The sequence below is a fragment of the Serratia sp. 121840015-1 genome (genome assembly GCF_053627655.1).
This window is the reverse complement of record NZ_JBSEYF010000001.1, coordinates 1,667,762-1,685,817: the sequence shown is the minus strand read 5'-3', so window position 1 is coordinate 1,685,817 and position 18,056 is coordinate 1,667,762. Positions and strand designations below refer to the sequence as shown.

Annotated in this window: 18 protein-coding genes; 8 read left to right on the top strand and 10 right to left on the bottom strand. The window is 62.1% G+C overall.

The window, feature by feature from the left end; translation table 11 throughout:
• Positions 1-5 precede the first annotated feature (5 nt).
• Positions 6-374, top strand: coding sequence for a VOC family protein (locus ACUXAC_RS08085; protein ID WP_060419106.1), 369 nt, complete (start codon positions 6-8; stop codon positions 372-374).
• Here ACUXAC_RS08085 and tus read toward each other — a convergent pair.
• Positions 364-1,302 carry a DNA replication terminus site-binding protein gene (gene tus, locus ACUXAC_RS08080; protein WP_038873930.1) on the bottom strand — a complete coding sequence of 313 codons (939 nt, stop codon included), beginning with the start codon at positions 1,300-1,302 and terminating at the stop codon, positions 364-366. The two genes, ACUXAC_RS08085 and tus, sit on opposite strands and share 11 nt — an antisense overlap.
• A gap of 331 nt (positions 1,303-1,633) precedes the next feature.
• Between tus and ACUXAC_RS08075 the strand changes: the two genes are divergently transcribed.
• Both ACUXAC_RS08075 and ACUXAC_RS08070 read left to right on the top strand, forming a co-directional pair.
• On the top strand, positions 1,634-3,430 hold the full coding sequence (locus ACUXAC_RS08075) for a glycoside hydrolase family 3 protein (RefSeq protein WP_225528844.1): 1,797 nt from the start codon (positions 1,634-1,636) through the stop codon (positions 3,428-3,430).
• Between the two features lie 129 nt (positions 3,431-3,559).
• On the top strand, positions 3,560-4,846 hold the full coding sequence (locus ACUXAC_RS08070; protein ID WP_454266593.1) for a glycoside hydrolase family 10 protein: 1,287 nt from the start codon (positions 3,560-3,562) through the stop codon (positions 4,844-4,846).
• A 51-nt stretch (positions 4,847-4,897) separates the two neighbouring features.
• Here the strand turns inward: ACUXAC_RS08070 and ACUXAC_RS08065 are convergent, their stop codons facing one another.
• Positions 4,898-6,166: an MFS transporter gene (locus ACUXAC_RS08065; RefSeq protein WP_031300458.1), complete on the bottom strand. Its 1,269-nt coding sequence runs from the start codon at positions 6,164-6,166 to the stop codon at positions 4,898-4,900.
• 147 nt (positions 6,167-6,313) lie between these two features.
• On the opposite strand from ACUXAC_RS08065, the gene ACUXAC_RS08060 reads away from it, so the two are divergent.
• From ACUXAC_RS08060 to bioD, 3 genes are all read left to right on the top strand, one after another.
• Positions 6,314-7,204 (top strand): LysR family transcriptional regulator, encoded by an 891-nt coding sequence (locus ACUXAC_RS08060; protein WP_047727629.1) that lies wholly within the window; start codon positions 6,314-6,316, stop codon positions 7,202-7,204.
• A gap of 159 nt (positions 7,205-7,363) precedes the next feature.
• A complete protein-coding gene (mlc, locus tag ACUXAC_RS08055; RefSeq protein WP_454266592.1) occupies positions 7,364-8,581 on the top strand; it encodes a sugar metabolism global transcriptional regulator Mlc in 1,218 nt (405 codons plus the stop codon).
• Positions 8,582-8,725: 144 nt separating this feature from the next.
• The gene (gene bioD / locus ACUXAC_RS08050; protein ID WP_049199186.1) at positions 8,726-9,391 is read left to right on the top strand and encodes a dethiobiotin synthase; all 666 of its coding nucleotides are present in this window, start codon (positions 8,726-8,728) and stop codon (positions 9,389-9,391) included.
• A gap of 6 nt (positions 9,392-9,397) precedes the next feature.
• Here bioD and ACUXAC_RS08045 read toward each other — a convergent pair whose 3' ends face one another.
• The gene (locus ACUXAC_RS08045) at positions 9,398-9,892 is read right to left on the bottom strand and encodes a DUF2938 family protein (RefSeq protein ID WP_060419099.1); all 495 of its coding nucleotides are present in this window, start codon (positions 9,890-9,892) and stop codon (positions 9,398-9,400) included.
• Between the two features lie 69 nt (positions 9,893-9,961).
• Here ACUXAC_RS08045 and ACUXAC_RS08040 point away from each other — a divergent pair, with 69 nt between their 5' ends.
• On the top strand, positions 9,962-10,354 hold the full coding sequence (locus tag ACUXAC_RS08040; protein WP_087763471.1) for a helix-turn-helix domain-containing protein: 393 nt from the start codon (positions 9,962-9,964) through the stop codon (positions 10,352-10,354).
• On the opposite strand, the gene clcB is transcribed toward ACUXAC_RS08040, so the two are convergent.
• From clcB to ACUXAC_RS08015, 5 genes are all read right to left on the bottom strand, one after another.
• Positions 10,351-11,652 (bottom strand): voltage-gated ClC-type chloride channel ClcB, encoded by a 1,302-nt coding sequence (clcB, locus tag ACUXAC_RS08035; RefSeq protein WP_454266591.1) that lies wholly within the window; start codon positions 11,650-11,652, stop codon positions 10,351-10,353. The two genes, ACUXAC_RS08040 and clcB, sit on opposite strands and share 4 nt — an antisense overlap.
• 125 nt (positions 11,653-11,777) lie before the next feature.
• Complete coding sequence (gene osmV, locus ACUXAC_RS08030; protein ID WP_060440021.1) at positions 11,778-12,917, bottom strand: osmoprotectant ABC transporter ATP-binding protein OsmV; 1,140 nt, start codon at positions 12,915-12,917, stop codon at positions 11,778-11,780.
• On the bottom strand, positions 12,914-13,564 hold the full coding sequence (gene osmW, locus ACUXAC_RS08025) for an osmoprotectant ABC transporter permease OsmW (protein WP_049199194.1): 651 nt from the start codon (positions 13,562-13,564) through the stop codon (positions 12,914-12,916). Before osmW ends, osmV begins: the two co-directional genes overlap by 4 nt.
• An 11-nt stretch (positions 13,565-13,575) precedes the next feature.
• Complete coding sequence (locus ACUXAC_RS08020) at positions 13,576-14,433, bottom strand: glycine betaine ABC transporter substrate-binding protein (protein WP_342121607.1); 858 nt, start codon at positions 14,431-14,433, stop codon at positions 13,576-13,578.
• Positions 14,434-14,497: 64 nt separating this feature from the next.
• Positions 14,498-15,214 carry an ABC transporter permease gene (locus ACUXAC_RS08015; RefSeq protein ID WP_004938551.1) on the bottom strand — a complete coding sequence of 239 codons (717 nt, stop codon included), beginning with the start codon at positions 15,212-15,214 and terminating at the stop codon, positions 14,498-14,500.
• Between the two features lie 509 nt (positions 15,215-15,723).
• On the opposite strand from ACUXAC_RS08015, the gene ACUXAC_RS08010 reads away from it, so the two are divergent.
• Positions 15,724-17,211, top strand: coding sequence for an MDR family MFS transporter (locus ACUXAC_RS08010; protein ID WP_055312384.1), 1,488 nt, complete (start codon positions 15,724-15,726; stop codon positions 17,209-17,211).
• Between the two features lie 50 nt (positions 17,212-17,261).
• Here ACUXAC_RS08010 and ACUXAC_RS08005 read toward each other — a convergent pair whose 3' ends face one another.
• Both ACUXAC_RS08005 and ACUXAC_RS08000 read right to left on the bottom strand, forming a co-directional pair.
• Complete coding sequence (locus ACUXAC_RS08005; RefSeq protein ID WP_049199199.1) at positions 17,262-17,561, bottom strand: DUF1161 domain-containing protein; 300 nt, start codon at positions 17,559-17,561, stop codon at positions 17,262-17,264.
• Between the two features lie 89 nt (positions 17,562-17,650).
• Positions 17,651-18,019 carry a DUF1283 family protein gene (locus tag ACUXAC_RS08000; RefSeq protein ID WP_038873959.1) on the bottom strand — a complete coding sequence of 123 codons (369 nt, stop codon included), beginning with the start codon at positions 18,017-18,019 and terminating at the stop codon, positions 17,651-17,653.
• Positions 18,020-18,056: the final 37 nt, after the last annotated feature.

Genomic DNA, 18,056 nt, shown 5'->3' with positions numbered 1-18,056 from the left:
GACCGATGACCCTTCCCAGCATGACCCTGCTTTACGTCGACAACCCGCTGAACAGCGCTGCCTTTTATCAACGTTTACTGGGACAGGCGCCGGTAGAGCTTTCCCCCGGCTTCGCCCTGTTCGTGCTCAACAACGGCTTCAAGCTGGGGATGTGGGCCAAACAGGGGGTAAAACCTACGGCGACCCTGACCGGCGGCGGCGGTGAACTGGGCTTTTTGTGCCAGGATCCGCAAGAGGTCGAGGCGCGCTATAACCAGTGGCGCGAACTCGGGCTGCCGATTGAGCAAACGCCGACCGAGATGGAGTTCGGTTACACCTTCGTGGCGCGAGATCCGGACGGCCATCGCCTGCGGGTGTATGCCCTCAGCGAGTAGCGTCGTCGGTATACAGGTGCAGGCGCGGCACCAGCAGCCGCAGCGGCCGGGCGTCGGGTTTGTAGCGGTGTTTCACCGCGTCGACGTCGTAGTTGAGCAGCTCGCCAATCTTCGGCACTGTGGCGCCGCTCTCGGCCTGACACAGGGCGATCAGCGGCAGCGGGCAGGGGTGTTGCACCTGTTTTTGCTGCTGCTGATACCACACCCGGGCGATTGGCTGCACTTTGACCGGCCGCTTGATTTTCAGCGTCGCGTGTTGCGGCAGGCGGCTGACGTCGTCTATCTCGCGGCTGACCAGGGCAGCCCACTGTTCACGGCTGTGCGGCGGCACTGCACGGCCGGCTTTCAGGCTTTTCTCCAGCTGCGCCAGGATGTCGTCCCGCTTGACGTTTTTGATGATGTGCTTGTTGGCCCAGCCGAAGCGCACGGAGTCGGGATTGGTCAGGGCGGTGAGGGTGCGATAGGCGCTGAGGGTAATCAGCCCGTGCAGATGGGTGTGCACGAACTCGAAACGCTGCTCCGGCGCCAGGCCGGAATCGACGGTGATAATCTGTTCCAGTTCGCCCTTCAGTCGGTTGATGAGCGCCAGCTGCGTTTGCAGCGCCTGATACTCCGGCTGTTCCACCGCCAGGCAGATGACGCCGGGCAGGCGCACGGCGGCCTTGCTGCTGACATTCTCCCGGTTATGGTGGATGAATAGCCGCTGATAATGCTCCAGCGCCAGATCGCGCGCTGCTTGCCCCACATGTTGTTCGACCGCGATATGCGAGATAGCCTGATGCTCCTGACCTTTTTCAACCTCCGGCAGGCTGAACACCCGCGCCGCCAGCAACCGCAGCGGGGCGATCTGCTGCTGCAGCGCGCCGAGCGCCTGCTCCAGCTCGGTAAAGCAGGCGTTCATCCGGCCAATTACATCGTATCTGCTCATCGCATGCTCCTATATTAGTTACAACATACTATAGAAGAGTGGCGGACTGGGGGCAACATCGGCCCCTGAGCCGACGGCAGCTTCACCGGCCACCCGGCTTACCAGCGGAAAATGCGCCATAGCGGCCTCTACGGCAGGGCACGTAATACACCCGGTATGCGTAGTGTTTTGATTCATTGATGGATTTTCTCCTGTTTGTTTGCGTTTTGTTTAATCCATTTTCCGATCGCCGTTGTCCAATCACTGGAACAAACAGAATGGCAGGACGCTATGAGCCCTTGGGGTTATCTTTTCTTCTGTCATTAACGGGTGCTTTAAACGGAGGTTCACTGTGGATATTAAACAGAAAGTCAAAAACATGACGCTGGAAGAGAAGATCGGGCAAAAAATCATGCTGGATTTTCGCTACTGGGATCGGAACGGTAGCAGCAATCAGGATATGACCGTCCCCGATGAAGCCATTGGCAAGCTGATCGCCGATAACCACGTGGGTGGGGTGATCCTGTTCGCCAATAATCTGAAAGACGAGCAGCAGATCAAAACGTTGACGGCCTGGTATGCCGCGATGAAAACGCACGCCGGCATTCGCCTGTTTATCGGCACGGATAACGAAGGCGGTAACGTTTTTCGGCTGCCGCGCGGCGACTATGCCTCTTTCCCCGGCAATATGGCGCTGGCGGCGGCGATTGAGGGCGGTGCGGATAAACAGCTCGCCGTTGAACAGGGCAAGCTGATGGCCCAGGATATGCGCGCGTTGCATATCAATACCAACTTTGCCCCGGTCGTGGACGTCAACACCAACCCGTTCAACCCGGTGATTAACGTTCGCGCCTTCAGCGATGATAAGAATACCGTTTCTCGTCTGGCAGAGAAAATGGTGGCGGGCATGAAGCACCAGGGGCTGATCACCGCATATAAACACTTCCCCGGCCATGGCAGCACCTCCACCGACTCGCATACCGGTTTGCCGCGCGTCGATCGCACGCGGGAAGAGGCTTTTGCCATCGATATCGCCCCTTACAAGCAGGCCATCGATCGCTGCGCGGCGCCGGACATGGTCATGACCGCGCATATTCAGTATCCGGCATTGGATAACCGCCAGATAGATACCCGCAGCGGTGAAAAAATCACGGTGCCGGCCACCATGTCGCATGAAATTCAGACCCAGATCCTGCGCAATGAATTGGGGTATGCGGGCGTAACGATTTCAGATGCGCTGGATATGGGCGCGATTGCCGAGCATTTCAGCCAGCAAGCGGCGGCTGAAAACGTCTTTGCCGCCGGGGTGGATATTGCTTTGATGCCTGTCAGCATCGCCTCGCCGGCCCAGGCGAGCCTGCTACCGGCGTTGATCCGGTACCTTGCGGACAGAGTGAAAACGGGGCATCTCAGCGAGGCCGATATCGATGCCTCGGTCGAGCGAATTTTGCGCCTGAAATTACGCCATAGCCTGATGGACCATAGCGATAGGCCGTGTTCCAACGACGTTGCGTCGTCAGCGCACAAGCTGGAAAAATGCATCGCCGATCGTTCCATTACCGTGGTGATCAACCGCCACAGCCTGTTGCCGTTAAAGGACAAGGCGCTGCGCTACTTTATTCTGACGCCGTGGGGCGAGCAGGCGAACGGCATTGCGCGCGTGATGGCGCAAGAGGGGTATCAGAACGTCGTTGCCGCGAAGGAAACGGAACTGAGCGACGCCCAGGTTAGGGAACATATTGCCGGCTGCGACGTGTTCTTGCTCGGAACCCTCTCAACCCGCTTTACGCCGGCTGAACAGGATGGGGTCGTTACCTCCGCAACCGGAGCGAGCAATGACAGCAGCCCTTATCCGGGCTGGTTGAAATACGCCGCCGAGCAGGGGAAGAAACGCGTTCACCTCTCACTGCGCGCACCTTACGATATCGTGAACTATGCCGCCGAGGTGGAGGCGGCCGTCGCCACCTACTCCTACTACGGTTATGACAGCGGCGTGTGGCGTGGCCCTTCGATGGTCTCTTTGGCGCAGGTGCTGACGGGTAAAATCAAACCGCAGGGCAAATTGCCGGTCAACACCTGGCATGACTACGATGTGGAAACCAATACGGGCAAGGTGGCGTTCCCTCGCGGCACGGGGCTGAGCTGGTAATGGGATAAGGACACCGGCGTCGTCTGAACAGGGCGACGCCGGCAGCGAAATAGCACTGACAAATCGGGGCGTTTCTTGCTCTGCACGCAACGACATGGGATAACCGTCACTCACGGAAGGAGAACCAGAATGCCGACAGGCGCAACAAAATTAGGCGGATGGCTGTTGATGGCCGCCATGCTGGGCGTGAGCGGGTGCGCCAAGCCGCCCGAACCGGAGAAGCCCCCGCAACCGACGCCGCCGATAACACCGATGCGGGGCATCTGGCTGGCCACGGTCATTGGCCTGGATTGGCCGCCGGCGGCCTCCCTGAAAGCGGAAACCGCGCAAGAGCGGGTTCGCCTGCAGAAACAGGGGCTGACGGACGCGCTGGACGAGATGGTGAAAACCGGGATTAACGTGGTGTATTTTCAGGTTAAACCGGACGGCACGGCCCTGTGGCGCTCAAATATCTTGCCCTGGTCAGAAGTCTTGACCGGCACCGTGGGCCAGGATCCGGGTTACGATCCGCTGGCCTTTATGCTGCAAGAAGCGCACCGCCGCGGCATCAAAGTGCATGCCTGGCTGAATCCCTATCGGGTTTCTATGAATACCCGCCCACAAACGATTGACGCACTTAATCATACGCTGCAGTCGCCGCCGGCCAGCGTCTATGCGCTGCATCCCGACTGGATTCGCACCGCCAACGAGCGCTTCGTGCTCGATCCCGGTCTGCCCGACGTGCGCAACTGGATCACCAGCGTGGTGACCGAAATTGTCAAAAACTATGAGGTCGACGGCATTCAGTTTGACGATTATTTCTATTACGAAACGCCGCAATCGCCGCTGGATGATGAACGAACGTATCGCGCATACGGCAAAGGGTTTGCAGACAAAGCCGCCTGGCGCAGGGACAACACGCTGCAATTGATAAAACAGGTTTCAGCCACCGTGCGAGCCTTGAAGCCCGCGGTGGCGTTTGGCGTCAGCCCGGCGGGCGTCTGGCGAAACCAGGCGGACGATCCTGCCGGCTCGGCGACGCGGGCCGGCGCGCCATCGTACGATACGGCCTATGCCGATACGCGCCAGTGGGTCAAACTGGGGCTGCTCGATTACATCGCGCCGCAGCTGTATTGGCCTTTTGATCGTGAAATTGTCCGCTACGACGTGCTGGCCCACTGGTGGGCCGAGGTGGTGAAAGGTACGCCGGTTCGGCTCTATGCCGGGGTGGCGTTGTATAAAGTGGGTACGCCTGCCGCCAGCGAGCCGGCCTGGACCGTCGACGGCGGCGTTCCCGAGCTGAAAAGGCAGCTGGATCTCAACGAGAGCCTGCCGGGGATGGGGGGAACCATCCTGTTCCGGCAACGTTATTTGGCTGAGCCGCAAACGGACAAGGCGGTGGAGTACCTGCGCACCCGCTGGAAAACCGGCCAATAATCACAGGCACTGGCATGACGAGCCGCGGCAAACCACCGCGGCTTTTTCTTTTCAGAGGCGGGCCGCTTCCGGCAGGCGCTTCAGGTAATGCACCACCAACAGCGCCAGCAGCAGCATCAGGCTGATGAACGCCGCCACGCCATTCCAGCCGAAGCTGTGCCAGAACACGCCGCCGAGGGTGCCGGCTACGCTGGAGCCAACGTAATAACAGAACAGATACAGCGACGACGCCTGGCCTTTGGCGCGGCGCGCGCGGCGGCCGATCCAGCTGCTGGCCACCGAGTGGGCGGCGAAGAAACCGGCGGTGAACAGCATCATGCCGATAAAGATAGCCGGCACCTGCGGCAGCGCGGTAATCAGAATCCCGATCAGCATAATCACGATCGAGGCCAGCAGCACCGGGCCGCGCCCGAAGCGTGAGGTGAGCGCGCCGGCCTTGGGCGAGCTGTAGGAGCCGGTGAGGTATACCACCGACAGCAGGCCGACAATCGCCTGGCTCAGGTGGTAAGGATCTGCCAGCAGGCGATAGCCGATGTAGTTGAACAGGGTGACGAAGCTGCCCATCAGCAGGAAACCTTCCGCGAACAGCAGCGGCAGGCCCTTATCGTGCCAATGCAGCTTGAAGTTGATCAGCAGGGTGCGCGGGCGCAGCGAGCTGGCGCGAAAATGCCGCGAGGCGGGCAGGATGCGCCAGAACATGCAGGCGGCGGCGAGGGCGAACAGGCCGATGACCCCGAGCGATACGCGCCAGGAGAAGAAGTCGGTCAACACCCCGGTCACCAGGCGGCCGCTCATGCCGCCGATCGAGTTGCCGCTGATGTACAGCCCCATTGAGAAGGCGACGAAGCTGGGGTGGATCTCTTCGCTGAGGTAGGTCATGCCGACCGCCGCCACGCCGCTCAGCGACAGGCCGATCAGCGCGCGCATCAGCAAAATGCCGTGCCAGCTGGTCATAAAGGCGCAGATCAGCGTGCATACCGCCGCCAGTAGCAGCGCTACCACCATCACCGACTTGCGGCCAATGGCGTCGGACAGCGGCCCGGTGAACATCAGGCCGATCGCCAGCAGACCGGTGGAGACCGAAAGCGACAGGCTGCTTTCCGCCGGCGATACGCCGAAATCTTGTGACAGCACCGGCAGAATCGGCTGCACGCAGTAGAGCAGCGCGAAGGTCGCCAGCCCGGCGGAAAACAGCGCCAGCGTCACGCGCATAAACTGCGGCGTGCCGCGTTCGATATAGGGGAGTTTGTTGTTGAGGGTGGAGCGTTTTACTTTTGGCGCAGCGGCCGCGTCATCGTTGGCGGCCAGCGTCGACGGCATCGCGGCCGCAGAACGCACAGGGGTTGTCACAGCGTTTCCTTACCGAACTTCGGGGAGATAAACAGACACTTTACAGATAACAAAATGATAGGGAACGGCGAGTTTTTTGTCTAATATATTAATAATTAAAATTAAGATGTTTTAAATATGAATATCGAACTGAGACACCTGCGTTACTTTATCGCCGTGGCGGAAGAGCTGCATTTTGGCCGCGCCGCCGAACGGCTGCGGATCTCCCAGCCGCCGCTCAGCCAGCAAATCCAGGCGTTGGAAGAGATGGTCGGCGCGCGGCTGCTGGCGCGCAACAACCGCAACGTCAGTTTGACCCAGGCCGGGGAGATGTTCCTCAAAGAAGCCTATCAGGTGCTCGATCAGGTCGGGCGGGCGGCGGAAAAGGCGGCGCGTCTGGATCGCGGCGAGCTGGGGGAAATGACCATCGGCTTTACCTCTTCCGCGCCCTTCATCGGCGTGGTGTCGCGCAGCCTGCGCGCTTTCCGTCAGCAGTCTCCGCAGGTGCATATCAAAATGCGCGAAATCAACACCAAACAGCAGATCGAGCCGTTGCTGAACGGTGAGCTGGATCTGGGGGTAATGCGCAACACGCGGCTGCCGGAGGCGCTCCACTACCAGCTGCTGCTGCGTGAACCGCTGGTGGCGGTGGTGCCGGAAGGGCATCCGCTGGCGGAAACGCCCGGCGGCGCGCTGCGTTTCCAACATCTGGCGCAGGAGCCGTTCGTGTTCTTCTCGCGCGAAGTGGGCACCGCGCTGTACGACGAAATACTGCTGTTGCTCGGCAAGGCCGGCATTACCCCGTACATCACCCAGGAAGTGGGGGAAGCGATGACCATCATCGGGCTGGTCTCCGCCGGGTTAGGGGTGTCGATTCTGCCGGCCTCATTTGCCCGGGTGCGGGTGGACGGCGTGCGCTATTTGCCGCTGGCGGAGCCGGACGCCACCACCGAAGTGTGGCTGGTGCATCACCGCCGGCGGCCGCTGACCGCCGCCGCGCAGGCGCTGATGGCGTTGATGCTGAAATGACGTTGAGCTTGGGCAAATAAAAATCAATTCACGCTGAAATTGCGAGGAATTTGTGCAGCAAATCACATAACGAATCAAATAGTTGACGCTGTATGACAAAAGCCCCACCATAACCCCTAGTCTTTATTTAGAAGCGCGAAAAATAGTAGGAGCAGGTTTGTGATTGCGGTTGGGCAGCCTGGGCATATCGATCAAATCAAACAGACCAATGCGGGGGCGGTTTATCGGCTAATCGATCAACTGGGCCCGATTTCGCGCATCGAACTGTCAAAACGCGCGCAGCTGGCGCCCGCCAGCATCACCAAGATCGTGCGCGAACTGCTGGAAGCCCATCTGGTCAAGGAAACCGAGTACCAGGAAATCGGCAGCCGGGGCCGCCCGGCGGTGGGGCTGGTGCTGGACACCGAGGCCTGGCACTACCTTTCTGCCCGCATCAGCCGCGGCAGCATCACGCTGGCGCTGCGCGATCTCAGCAGCAAACTGGTGGTTGAGGAGCAGCTGCCGCTGGCGGCCGAACATCCTGAACCGTTGCTGAAACGCATCCTGACCGAAGTCGACCAATTCTTTATCCGCCACCAAAGCAAGCTGGAGCGGCTGACGGCGATCGCCATCACGCTGCCGGGCATGATCGACGTGCAGTCCGGCGTGGTGCATCGCATGCCGTTTTACGACGCGCTGGAGATGCCGCTCGGTCCGGCATTGGAAACCCGCACCGGCCTGCCGGTTTACCTGCAGCACGATATCAGCGCCTGGACCATGGCCGAGGCGCTGTACGGCGCCTCGCGCGGCAGCCAGAACGTCATTCAGGTGGTGATCGACCACAACGTCGGTGCCGGGGTGATCACCGGCGGCCATGTGCTGCACGCCGGCAGCCACAGCGTGGTGGAGATCGGCCACACCCAGGTCGATCCCTACGGCAAACGCTGCTACTGCGGCAACCACGGCTGTCTCGAAACCGTGGCCAGCATCGAAAACATGCTGGAGATCGCCCAGCAGCGGCTGAGCGGCTCGATGAGCTCCAGCCTGCACGGCGCGCCGCTGACCGTCGAATCGCTGTGCGACGCCGCGCTGGCGGGCGATCAGCTGGCGCGGGACATCATTCTCGGCGTTGGGCACAGCGTGGGGCGCATTCTGGCAATCATGGTCAACCTGTTCAATCCGGAGAAGATCCTGGTGGGCTCGCCGCTCAACCGCGCGGCGGAGATCCTGCACCCGGCCATCGCCTCCTGCATTCGCCAGCAGGCGCTGCCGACCTACAGCGAGCAGGTCAAGGTCGAATCCACGCAGTTCTTCAATAAGGGCACCATGCCCGGCGCGGCGCTGGTGAAAGAGGCGCTGTACAACGGTTCGTTGCTGGTACAGCTGCTGCAGGGCTAACATCAGAACTTCTTATTAATTCCGCAAAAGATTGAGCTACCTCAAGCCCCTATGGGGGCGCATCCCCTAGAATTTTTCCGAAAGACTTCTTCGCCGCCGATGCGGCGACACATTGTTAACGGGGCATTCTGGGGCATTTTATTCATGTTGAAGCGTTTATTTGTGACAGGCACGGATACCGACGTCGGTAAAACCGTGGTTTCCCGCGGGTTGATGCAGGCGCTGGCCGCCGAGGGCCGTTCGGTGGCCGGCTACAAGCCGATCGCCGCACGCTGCCAGGAAACCAGCGAGGGCATCCGCAATAAAGACGCTTTGGTGTTGCAGGCATCGTCAACCCTGCCGCTGTCCTACGAGGAGATCAATCCCATCACCTGCCTGGATGAGGTGTTTCACGCGCATGCGACCGAGGACATCAACTATGGCGTGATGAGCAGCGGTCTGCGGGATCTGTCCGCCAAAGCCGACACGGTGGTGGTGGAAGGCAGCGGCGGTTGGCGGGTGCTGATGAACGATCTGCGGCCTTACGCCGAGTGGGTGGTGCAGGAACAGCTGCCGGTGGTGCTGGTGGTGGGCATCAAGCTGGGCTGCGTCAGCCACGCACTGCTGACCGCGCAGTCGATCATCAACGACGGCCTGCCGCTGCTGGGCTGGGTGGCCAACCGCATCAACCCGGGGTTGGCGCACTATGCCGAAACCATCGCGGCGCTGCAGCAGCGCATTCCCGCGCCGCTGCTGGGTGAAATTCCCTATTTGCCACGCGCGGAGCAGCGCGAGCTGGCGCACTACCTCGATATTTCCACGCTGCTGTAAGCTCGCTCAAGCGCACAGCGCCGCCAACAGCCGGGCGGCAATCAGCAGGCCCAGCCCATACACCGTGTGGGTGAGCAGGCTAAGGAGCCGCGCTTTTCGCGGGTAGGCGGTTTTCGCCGCCGCCACGCCAAAGCCCAGCGCGGGCTGCATCACCAGAAACGGCGCCGCCAGGCTCAGCCAGCCGCTCAACAGCGCGATGAGCGGCTCCGGCGCCGCATACCACCCGATGCCCGCCAAACCGATCGGGATAAAGGCAAACGCGATGCCGATGGCGTAATGCAATATCCAGCCGATTTCTCTCTCCCCCCGGCGCGGCGGCGCCGTAACGATGGTGGCGTGAAACCAGCGGCCGTCGAACATGCCGAGAAACCAGCGGCCCACCAGCGCATAATTGAGGGAAGGGATGCCGAAGCGCCGCCTCAGCAGCAGCGCCCACAGATCCATGCAGAGGGTGGCGCCAACGCCGGTTAACAGGATGCGCACTAACAGATCGGGGGTCATTGGGGTGTCCTTGGCTCAGTGACGTGATAATGTGCGCACAGTGTGCAACTTAAAGTCGGCTTCAAGTCAATGGCAAAAGAACTGGATATCGGCGCGGTGGCGCGCCTGAGCGGGATCGCGCCTTCCGCGCTGCGGCATTACGAGAAGAAAGGGCTGATCGCGTCGATAGGCCGCCACGGTTTGCGTCGCCAATACGCCGCCGGCGTGCTTGACCAACTGCGGCTGATCGCGCTGGCGCGCCTGGCCGGTTTTACGCTGGACGAGATGAGCGCCTTGTTTGACGAACGGGGCAAGATAGCGCTCGATCGCGGGCTGCTGGCTGCACGAGCGGATGAGCTGGATAGCCATATCCAGCGCCTGGTGCAGGTGCGCGACGGGTTGCGCCACCTGGTTGATTGCCCTGAGCCCGAGCACCTGCAGTGCCCGCAGTTCAGGAAAATCCTGCAGCAGGGCGAGTTCTAAGCCTCGCGTTTGGGCGGCGGCGCCGAATGATACACCGACACCGGCCGCAGGCCGCGCGACACGGTGGTGGCGATCACGCACGAGAGCAGAATGCCGGGCAGCAGCGCGTATTCGCCGGTCATTTCAAATACCATCAGCGCCGCCATGATCGGCGCATGGGTGGTGGCGGCCAGCAGGGTAGCCATGCCGGTCAGCGCCAGCAGCAGCGGCACCGCCGTATCCATGCCCGGCCACAGGCCAAACAGCTGACCGATGATCGAACCGAGCGCGGCGCCGACGAACAGTGTCGGGGTGAAGACCCCGCCCGGCGCGCCCGACCCGCTGCTGGCCAGGATCGCCAACAGTTTGCACACCAGGATCGCCCCCAGCAGCAGCACCCCCGGCGGCGCGATCAGCAGCGCCTGCACCACGCTGTAACCGTTGCCCCATACCTGCGGGAACAGCAGCGAAAGCAGCCCGACGATCAGGCCGCCCAGCGCCAGCTGCAACGGCGGCTTCAACCGCAGCGAGCGGAAGGCATGGCCGGAGGCGGTCATCAGCCATAAAAACAGCGGCCCGCCGGCGCCGGCCACCACGCCGACCAGCGCCATCAGCAGGTATTGCGTCGGCAAGGGAGCCGCGAGCGGCGTCACCATATAGAGCGGCGCCTGGCCGCCGTTGAGCAGGTTGGTCATCAGCAGGGCGCTGACCGCGGCGATCACCACCGGGCCGAGCGAGGCCAGCATCAGGGTGCCGAACAGGATCTCGGCGATAAACAGGCTGCCCGCCAGCGGCGCATGATAGGCGCTGGCCATCCCGGCGGCGGCGGCGCAGGCCACCCACAGTTTCCACTCTTTCTCGTGCGTAAAGCGCTGAGCGAACAGTGAGCCCACCAGCGCCGCCAGCAGGATCATCGCGCCTTCGCGGCCGATGGCGCTGCCGCTCGACACCACCAGCAGCGACGCCAGGCACTTCACCAGGCTGGCGCCGGTGTCCAGCTTGCCGTTGCCGGTCTCGATCGCTTCCATATAGTCGGTGGGCGCCGCCGGGCGCTGGTGGCGGTAGCGCTGGTGAATATACAGCAGCAGGCCAGCCGCCAGGCCGCCCAGCGCCGGAGTGAGGGCGCGCCGCCAGCCGGGCAGCGCGGCGGCGGCGGCCACCAGGCTGCCGTCGGCATTGCCGAGCAGCAGCCACTCGAGGCCAATCATCGAACGGTGGAACAGCCACACCGCCAGAGCGGCGGCGACGCCGATGAACACGGCGATAAACAGGCTGCGCAACAGGGCGCGATAGTGGTGCAGGTGGACCAATCTTTTCATGCGTGGGCGGCGTCGTGAGAAAAATCAAAGGGTCATCAGCGCATTGTGCTTGGCGCTCCGGCCGATGACCAGTGAATCTTTAGCAAACTGCGGCGTGGGCGGGGCGGTGAGCGCCCCTGAGTGAGTTATTGCGGCGTCAGCACCCGGCGCGTGCGGCCGGAGCTGAGGTAGTCGGCGATGTAATCCTGCGAGATTTCGCCGCTGTAGCGGCCGTCTTCATCGACGATCGGCATCCAGGAGGTGTTGTGCTCGTACAGCTTCGACAGCACCACGCGCAGGTTCTCCTCCGCACGGGCGGTGACGCGGAAACGGTGCAGACTGTCGGCGCAGACGCCCGGCGCGCCGCGCGCCTCACGGCGTTTGACGTACCCCAGCGGCTTGCCGTCGGCGTCCACCACCGTCACCGAGCGGGCGTCGATATCGTCCATTAACCCAAACGCTTCCACTAGCGGCGTCTCCCGCCGCACCGTCACCGTTTCCTGCCGATCGGCCACGTCGCCGGCCTGCACCAGCAGCAGGCGCTTCAGCGTGCGGTCCTGGCCGACAAAGGAGGCGACAAAGTCGTTCGCCGGCCGCGCCAGCAGCTCATCGGCGCTGGCGTTCTGTACGATTTTGCCCTGGCGGAACACCGCGATGCGATCGCCGAGCTTCAGCGCTTCATCGATGTCGTGGCTCACCAGCATCACGGTCTTTTTCAGCTGGCGCTGCATGTCGAGAAACTCGTTCTGGATGGTTTCGCGGTTGATCGGGTCCACCGCGCCGAAGGGTTCATCCATCAGCAGCACCGGCGGATCGGCCGCCAGCGCTCGTATCACGCCGATGCGCTGCTGCTGCCCGCCGGACATCTCTTTCGGGTAGCGGTGCAAAAAGCGCTTGGGATCCAGCGCCACCATGCTCATCAGCTCCTCGGCGCGATCGTGGCAGCGTTTTTTGTCCCAGCCCAGCATGCGTGGCACCACGGTGATGTTCTCTTCGATGGTCATGTTGGGAAACAGACCGATCTGCTGGATGACGTAGCCGATTTTGCGGCGCAGGCTGACGGTATCCAGCGCGCTGGTGTCTTCACCGTTGATCAGAATGGTGCCGCCGGTGGGTTCGATCAGGCGGTTGATCATCTTCAGCGTGGTGGTTTTGCCGCAGCCGGAAGGGCCGAGCAGCACGCAGATTTCGCCTTCCGGTACGTCCAGATTGATGTTGTCGACGGCGTTGAACGGCGTGCCGTTCTTCTGCATGAACTGTTTGGTCAGATTTTCTAATTTAATCATGAGCGGATCCCCTTGGGCGTTAGCGCAATTTGCAAGCGGTGCAATAACCAATCGAGGACGATCGCCAGCAGGCTGATCATCACGGCGCCGGTAATCAACTGGCGGATGTCGCTGCTGCTGATGCCGTTGAGCAGCAGCAGGCCGAGGCCGCCGGCGCCGATCACTGCGGCGATCGCCATCACGCCGATATTCATCACCACGGCGGTGCGAATGCCGCCGAAAATCACCGGCAGCGCCACCGGGATCTCTACCCAGCGCAGGCGTTGCCAGAACGTCATGCCGATGCCGCGGCCGGCTTCGCGCAGCCCGCCGGGCAGGTTGTCGAGCGCGGTGTGGGTGTTGCGCACGATCGGCAGCAGCGAGTAGAGGAACACCGCGGTGATCGCCGGCACGTAGCCGATGCCGTGGCCGATTAAGGAAAACAGCGGGATCATCAGCCCGAACAGGGCGATGGAGGGCACGGTCAGCACCAGCGTGGCCAGGCTCAGCACCGGCGTCGCCAGCCATTTGTGGCGGACGATCAGCACGCCGAGCGGCACGCCGATCAGGATCGCCAGGCCGACGGCGACGCCGACCAGCAGCAGGTGCTCCAGCGTCAATCCGGCGATATAGGCCCAGTTTTGCCAGGCGTAAAGTACAGTATTCATCACATGCCTCCCTAAATCAGGCCGCGCTGCTTGAGGAACGCGTCGGCGACCTGTTGCGGCGTCTGGTAGTCGATATCCACCCTGGCGTTAAGCTCGGTGATCACCTGATTGTTGAACTGTTTCGACAGCGTGTTCAGCGCCGCTTCCAGCCCCGGCGTGTTTTGCAACACGTCGGCACGCACCACCGGCGTGACCGCATAGCTCGGGAAATAGCCCTTGTCGTCTTCGAGCACCTGCAGATCGAAGCCTTTCACCCGGCCGTCGGTGGTGTACACCAGCCCGGCATCGACGAAGCCGTCGCGGATGGCGTTGTAAACCAGGCCGGGGTCCATTTGGCGGATTTGCGGGCGATCGAGCGGCATGTCGTACAGCGCCTGCATCGGCTTCAGGCCGTCCGAGCGGCCGGCAAACTCCAGATCCAGCCCCAGTAGCCAGTTGTGTTTTGGGTCGGTTTTACGCACCTGTTCCACTTTGGCCACCAGCTGCGACATGGTGCGAATCTGCTCTTTTTCCGCGCGCTGGCGCTGCATGGCGAAGGCGTAGGTGTTGTTCATGTCCGCCGGCTGCAGCCACACCAGGTCGAGTTTGGCGTCGAGCTTTTTCACCGTGTCGTAAGTTTCCTGCGGCGTCATGCGCTTATTGATGTGGTTAAAGATGATTAGCGAGGTGCCGGTGTATTCCCAGGTCATGTCGATCTGTTTGTTGATCATGGCGTTGCGGGTGATCACCGTGGCCAGATTGGTCTTGGGTTCGACCTGAAAACCTTTGGCCCGCAGGTATTGCACGGTGATCGCCGACAGAATGCGCTGTTCGGTAAAGTTCTTGCTCGCCAGCGTGAGCGGGGCGGCCCAGGCGGCCGCGCCGGTCATCAGCAAAGAGAACAGCAGCGCGTGGCGGAGGCGTTGTAACCATCGAGTCATCGCGTTTCTCCCATCAGGATGCGGTGTGCGGGCTGAGCCGGCGGCCGAGACCGGCCAGCGCCAGATCCAGCAGCAGGGCGATCAGCGCGGTGGCGGCGGCGCCGAGGATCAGCGTCGGGAAGTCGTTCAGGTAGATGCCGGGGAAGATCAGCTCGCCGTAGCTGCTGGCGCCGATCAAAAACGCCAGCGGCGCGGTGCCGACGTTGATCGCCATCGCGATGCGCACCCCGGCGAAGATCACCGGCAGCGCGTTGGGCAGTTCGACCTGGCGCAGCCGCTGCCCGGCGGTCATGCCAATACCGTTGGCGGCCTCGACCAGCGCCGGCGGCACCGAACGCAGGCCGGCATAGGTATTGCGCACGATGGGCAGCAGCGAGGCGAGGAACAGCGCCACCACCGCCGGCCGGTCGCCGATGCCGATAATCACCATCGCCAGCGCCAGCACCGCCAGCGGCGGCAGGGTGTTGCCGACGTTAAAGATCTGCATCACGTGCTCCGCCCAGCGGCGGGCGAAGGGGCGGCTCAGCAGGATGCCGCTGGGAATGCCGACCAGCAGCGACAGCAGCATGGAACACACCACCAGGAACATGTGCTGCTGGCCGAGGTAAATCAAATCTTCCCGGCGCGACTTAAGGGTTTCCCAACCGATGCCGTAAACCAGCAGCGCGATGACGGCGATAAACAGCAGGCTCCCGAGGAGCAGGCGCCGGTATGGCGCTGACTTGTGCATGATGTTGCGTCCTCCGTTGCGCGGAGCGGCCGACGAGACGGCGCATTCCGCTCTGATTGTTACCCACTGCCCGGCGGGCGTGGCGGTACAAAACGGGCGTTTCGCATGAGGTTAGCGACATTGAGCGAAGGGTGTGTTCGGCATAGCGTGCTGAACGGTGGCTCAATACGTGAGTTAATCAGTATAAGATACTGATATTTAAACTAGAGAAAGCACGAAGCCCAATGACCCCGGCTAGGGAAGGTATAGCACCCTGTCGTTGGCCATGCCAAGTTTTATGAACAAAATCAGTTGATTGAGATTACGCGGATCGGCGCCTCAGCCCGCGTCAGCGCTGGGATGCGCGGAAAGTGAAAAAAATCCGCAGCAAAACGTTACGCCGTAACAATCAGTCCAAATGGTGCGATTCGCCGCCGGCAAAGACAGGATGTGAGGGCGGATAGACTTGGCGCAGGCGCTTGCTGATATACTCAGGGAAAATAAAAACGCCAGGAAACCTGCATAACGCCATGACAAATAACGTTTCACCCGCACCCATCGCCCACCGCCCATTGATTCTGATCGCCTGCATGCTGGCGATGTTCATGTCGGCGATCGAAGCCACCATCGTCGCCACTGCCATGCCGACCATCATCGGCGATCTCGGCGGCTTCTCGCTGCTGGGGTGGGTGTTCGCGGTCTATTTGCTGGCGCAGGCGATCACCATTCCCATCTACGGCCGCTTGGCGGATCTCTACGGCCGCAAGCGGGTGTTCTTCTTCGGCGCTACGCTGTTCCTGCTGGGATCGGTGCTGTGCGGCTTCGCCCCCGACATGTATTGGCTGATCGGCTTCCGTCTGCTGCAAGGGTTGGGCGCCGGTGCCATCATGCCGATCGCCTCCACCATCATCGGCGATATTTACAGCGCTACCGAGCGGCCGAAGGTGATGGGCTACCTGTCGAGCGTGTGGGGCGTGTCGGCGATCATCGGCCCGTTGCTGGGCGCGTTTATCGTCCAGCATCTGCCGTGGGCGCTGGTGTTCTGGGTCAATCTGCCGATCGGCCTGCTGGCGATGTTCTTCCTCTGGCGCTATCTGCCGGCGCATCAGCAGCTGCGGCGGCACGCGCTGGATCTGGCGGGCACCGCCTGGCTGACGCTGTTCGTTTCGGCGCTGCTGCTGGCGCTGTTGCAGATGGAAAGCCTGGGATGGTGGGTGGCGCCGTTGCTCGCGCTGGCGGCGGCTTCGCTGGCTTTGCTTGTCCGCCAGGAGCGGCGCGCGGTCGAACCGCTGTTCCCACTGGCGCTGTGGCAAAGCCGGGTGATCGTTGCCGGTAACATCGGCGGGCTGGTGATCGGCGCGGCGATGATGGGCATCAGCGCCTTCCTGCCTACTTTCATTCAGGGCGTAATGGGCGGCTCGCCGCTGGAGGCGGGCACCACGCTGGCGCTGATGTCGATCGGTTGGCCGCTGGCCAGCACGCTGAGCGGCCGTTTGATGCTGATGACCTCGTATCGCGCGACGGCGCTGCTGGGGGCGCTGCTGTTGGTGGCGGGCGGCCTGATCCTGCTGATGCTGCAGCCGAACGGCGGCCTGCTGTGGGGCCGGGTGGCGGCGTTTATGGTCGGCGCCGGCATGGGGCTGTGCAACACCACGTTTTTAGTGTCGGTGCAGAACGCGGCGCATTACAGCATTCGCGGCATCGCCACCGCCTGTACGGTATTTACCCGCATGGTGGGGTCGGCCATCGGCACCGCCATTCTGGGCGCCACGCTGAACCTCAACCTGCAGTGGCGCTTGCCGGAAATCGACGATCCGGTGCAGCGGCTGATGGAGCCGGCGGTGCGGCAGAGCATGGGGAGCGAAGCGCTGGCGCAGCTTATCCAGCAGGTGGCGGCTTCGCTGCATTGGGTGTTCCTGGTGTCGGCGCTGGTGTCGTTGCTGGCGCTGGCGGCGGCGATGCTGATCCCGGCGCGTTGTCGACCGCAGGGCGAAGAGGAAGAGGCGGAGCAGGCTTAAGGGAAAAGGAAAGGGCGCGGCTGTTGCGCGCCCTGGGTAGCCGAAGCGGCTTACTGCGTGTTGGAGGTGTCCTGGCTGGTGCCGGTCTGCGCCGCGTCACCGCGATCGTCGCCGTTGTTCAGGCGGGTATAGACGATCTTCTGGGTGTCGTTTTCGCAGTGGCCGACCACTTGGCCGCCGGCTTGATCGGCCTGATCGTTAGGCACGATCTCCAGTTTGAAGCCGGACTCCGGAACGCCGTTATTGATGATTTTTTGCGAAATGTCCGCTTTCACGCTTTCGCAGGAGGCCAGGGCCGCCAACGGCGCGCCGGCCAGCAATACAGCGGTTAATATCAGCGTTTTTTTCATCACGTCATCCTTTTAGACAATGGACTTCCTGTAACAGGATAGCAGTAACGGCGGCCGGGTTTCACGCTTGCCCGCCCGCCGCAGGCGGATTAAGGAATAATCCGACGCCCGGTCTGGCGATCCAGGCATTTACGGGTGTCCGGCTCCCAGTACGCGTTGACGTTGTTGCTGTCGTTGCAGCGGTCTTCGTCATCCGCCGCGCGATCGGCCTTGTCGAACTCTTTCTCGACGCGAGTGTTAACCTTGTGGCGCAGGGTTTTGGTATCATTCCACTGCTCTTTGCTCTGGCGCGCTTCTTCGGTGCTCATCGCGCCGCTGCCTTTGCCATCGACGGTGACGCAGGTGCTGCCCTGAGTGCAGGTGGCGGCCAGCGCCGGCGCCTGCCAGGCGCCCATGACGGCCAGCATGGCGACCGGCAGCATCCCGCGTAGCAGTCGTTGGGTCGAAAATGTTTTCATCGTTTCATCCTTATGAGTGAGTGCGCCTGATGATGGC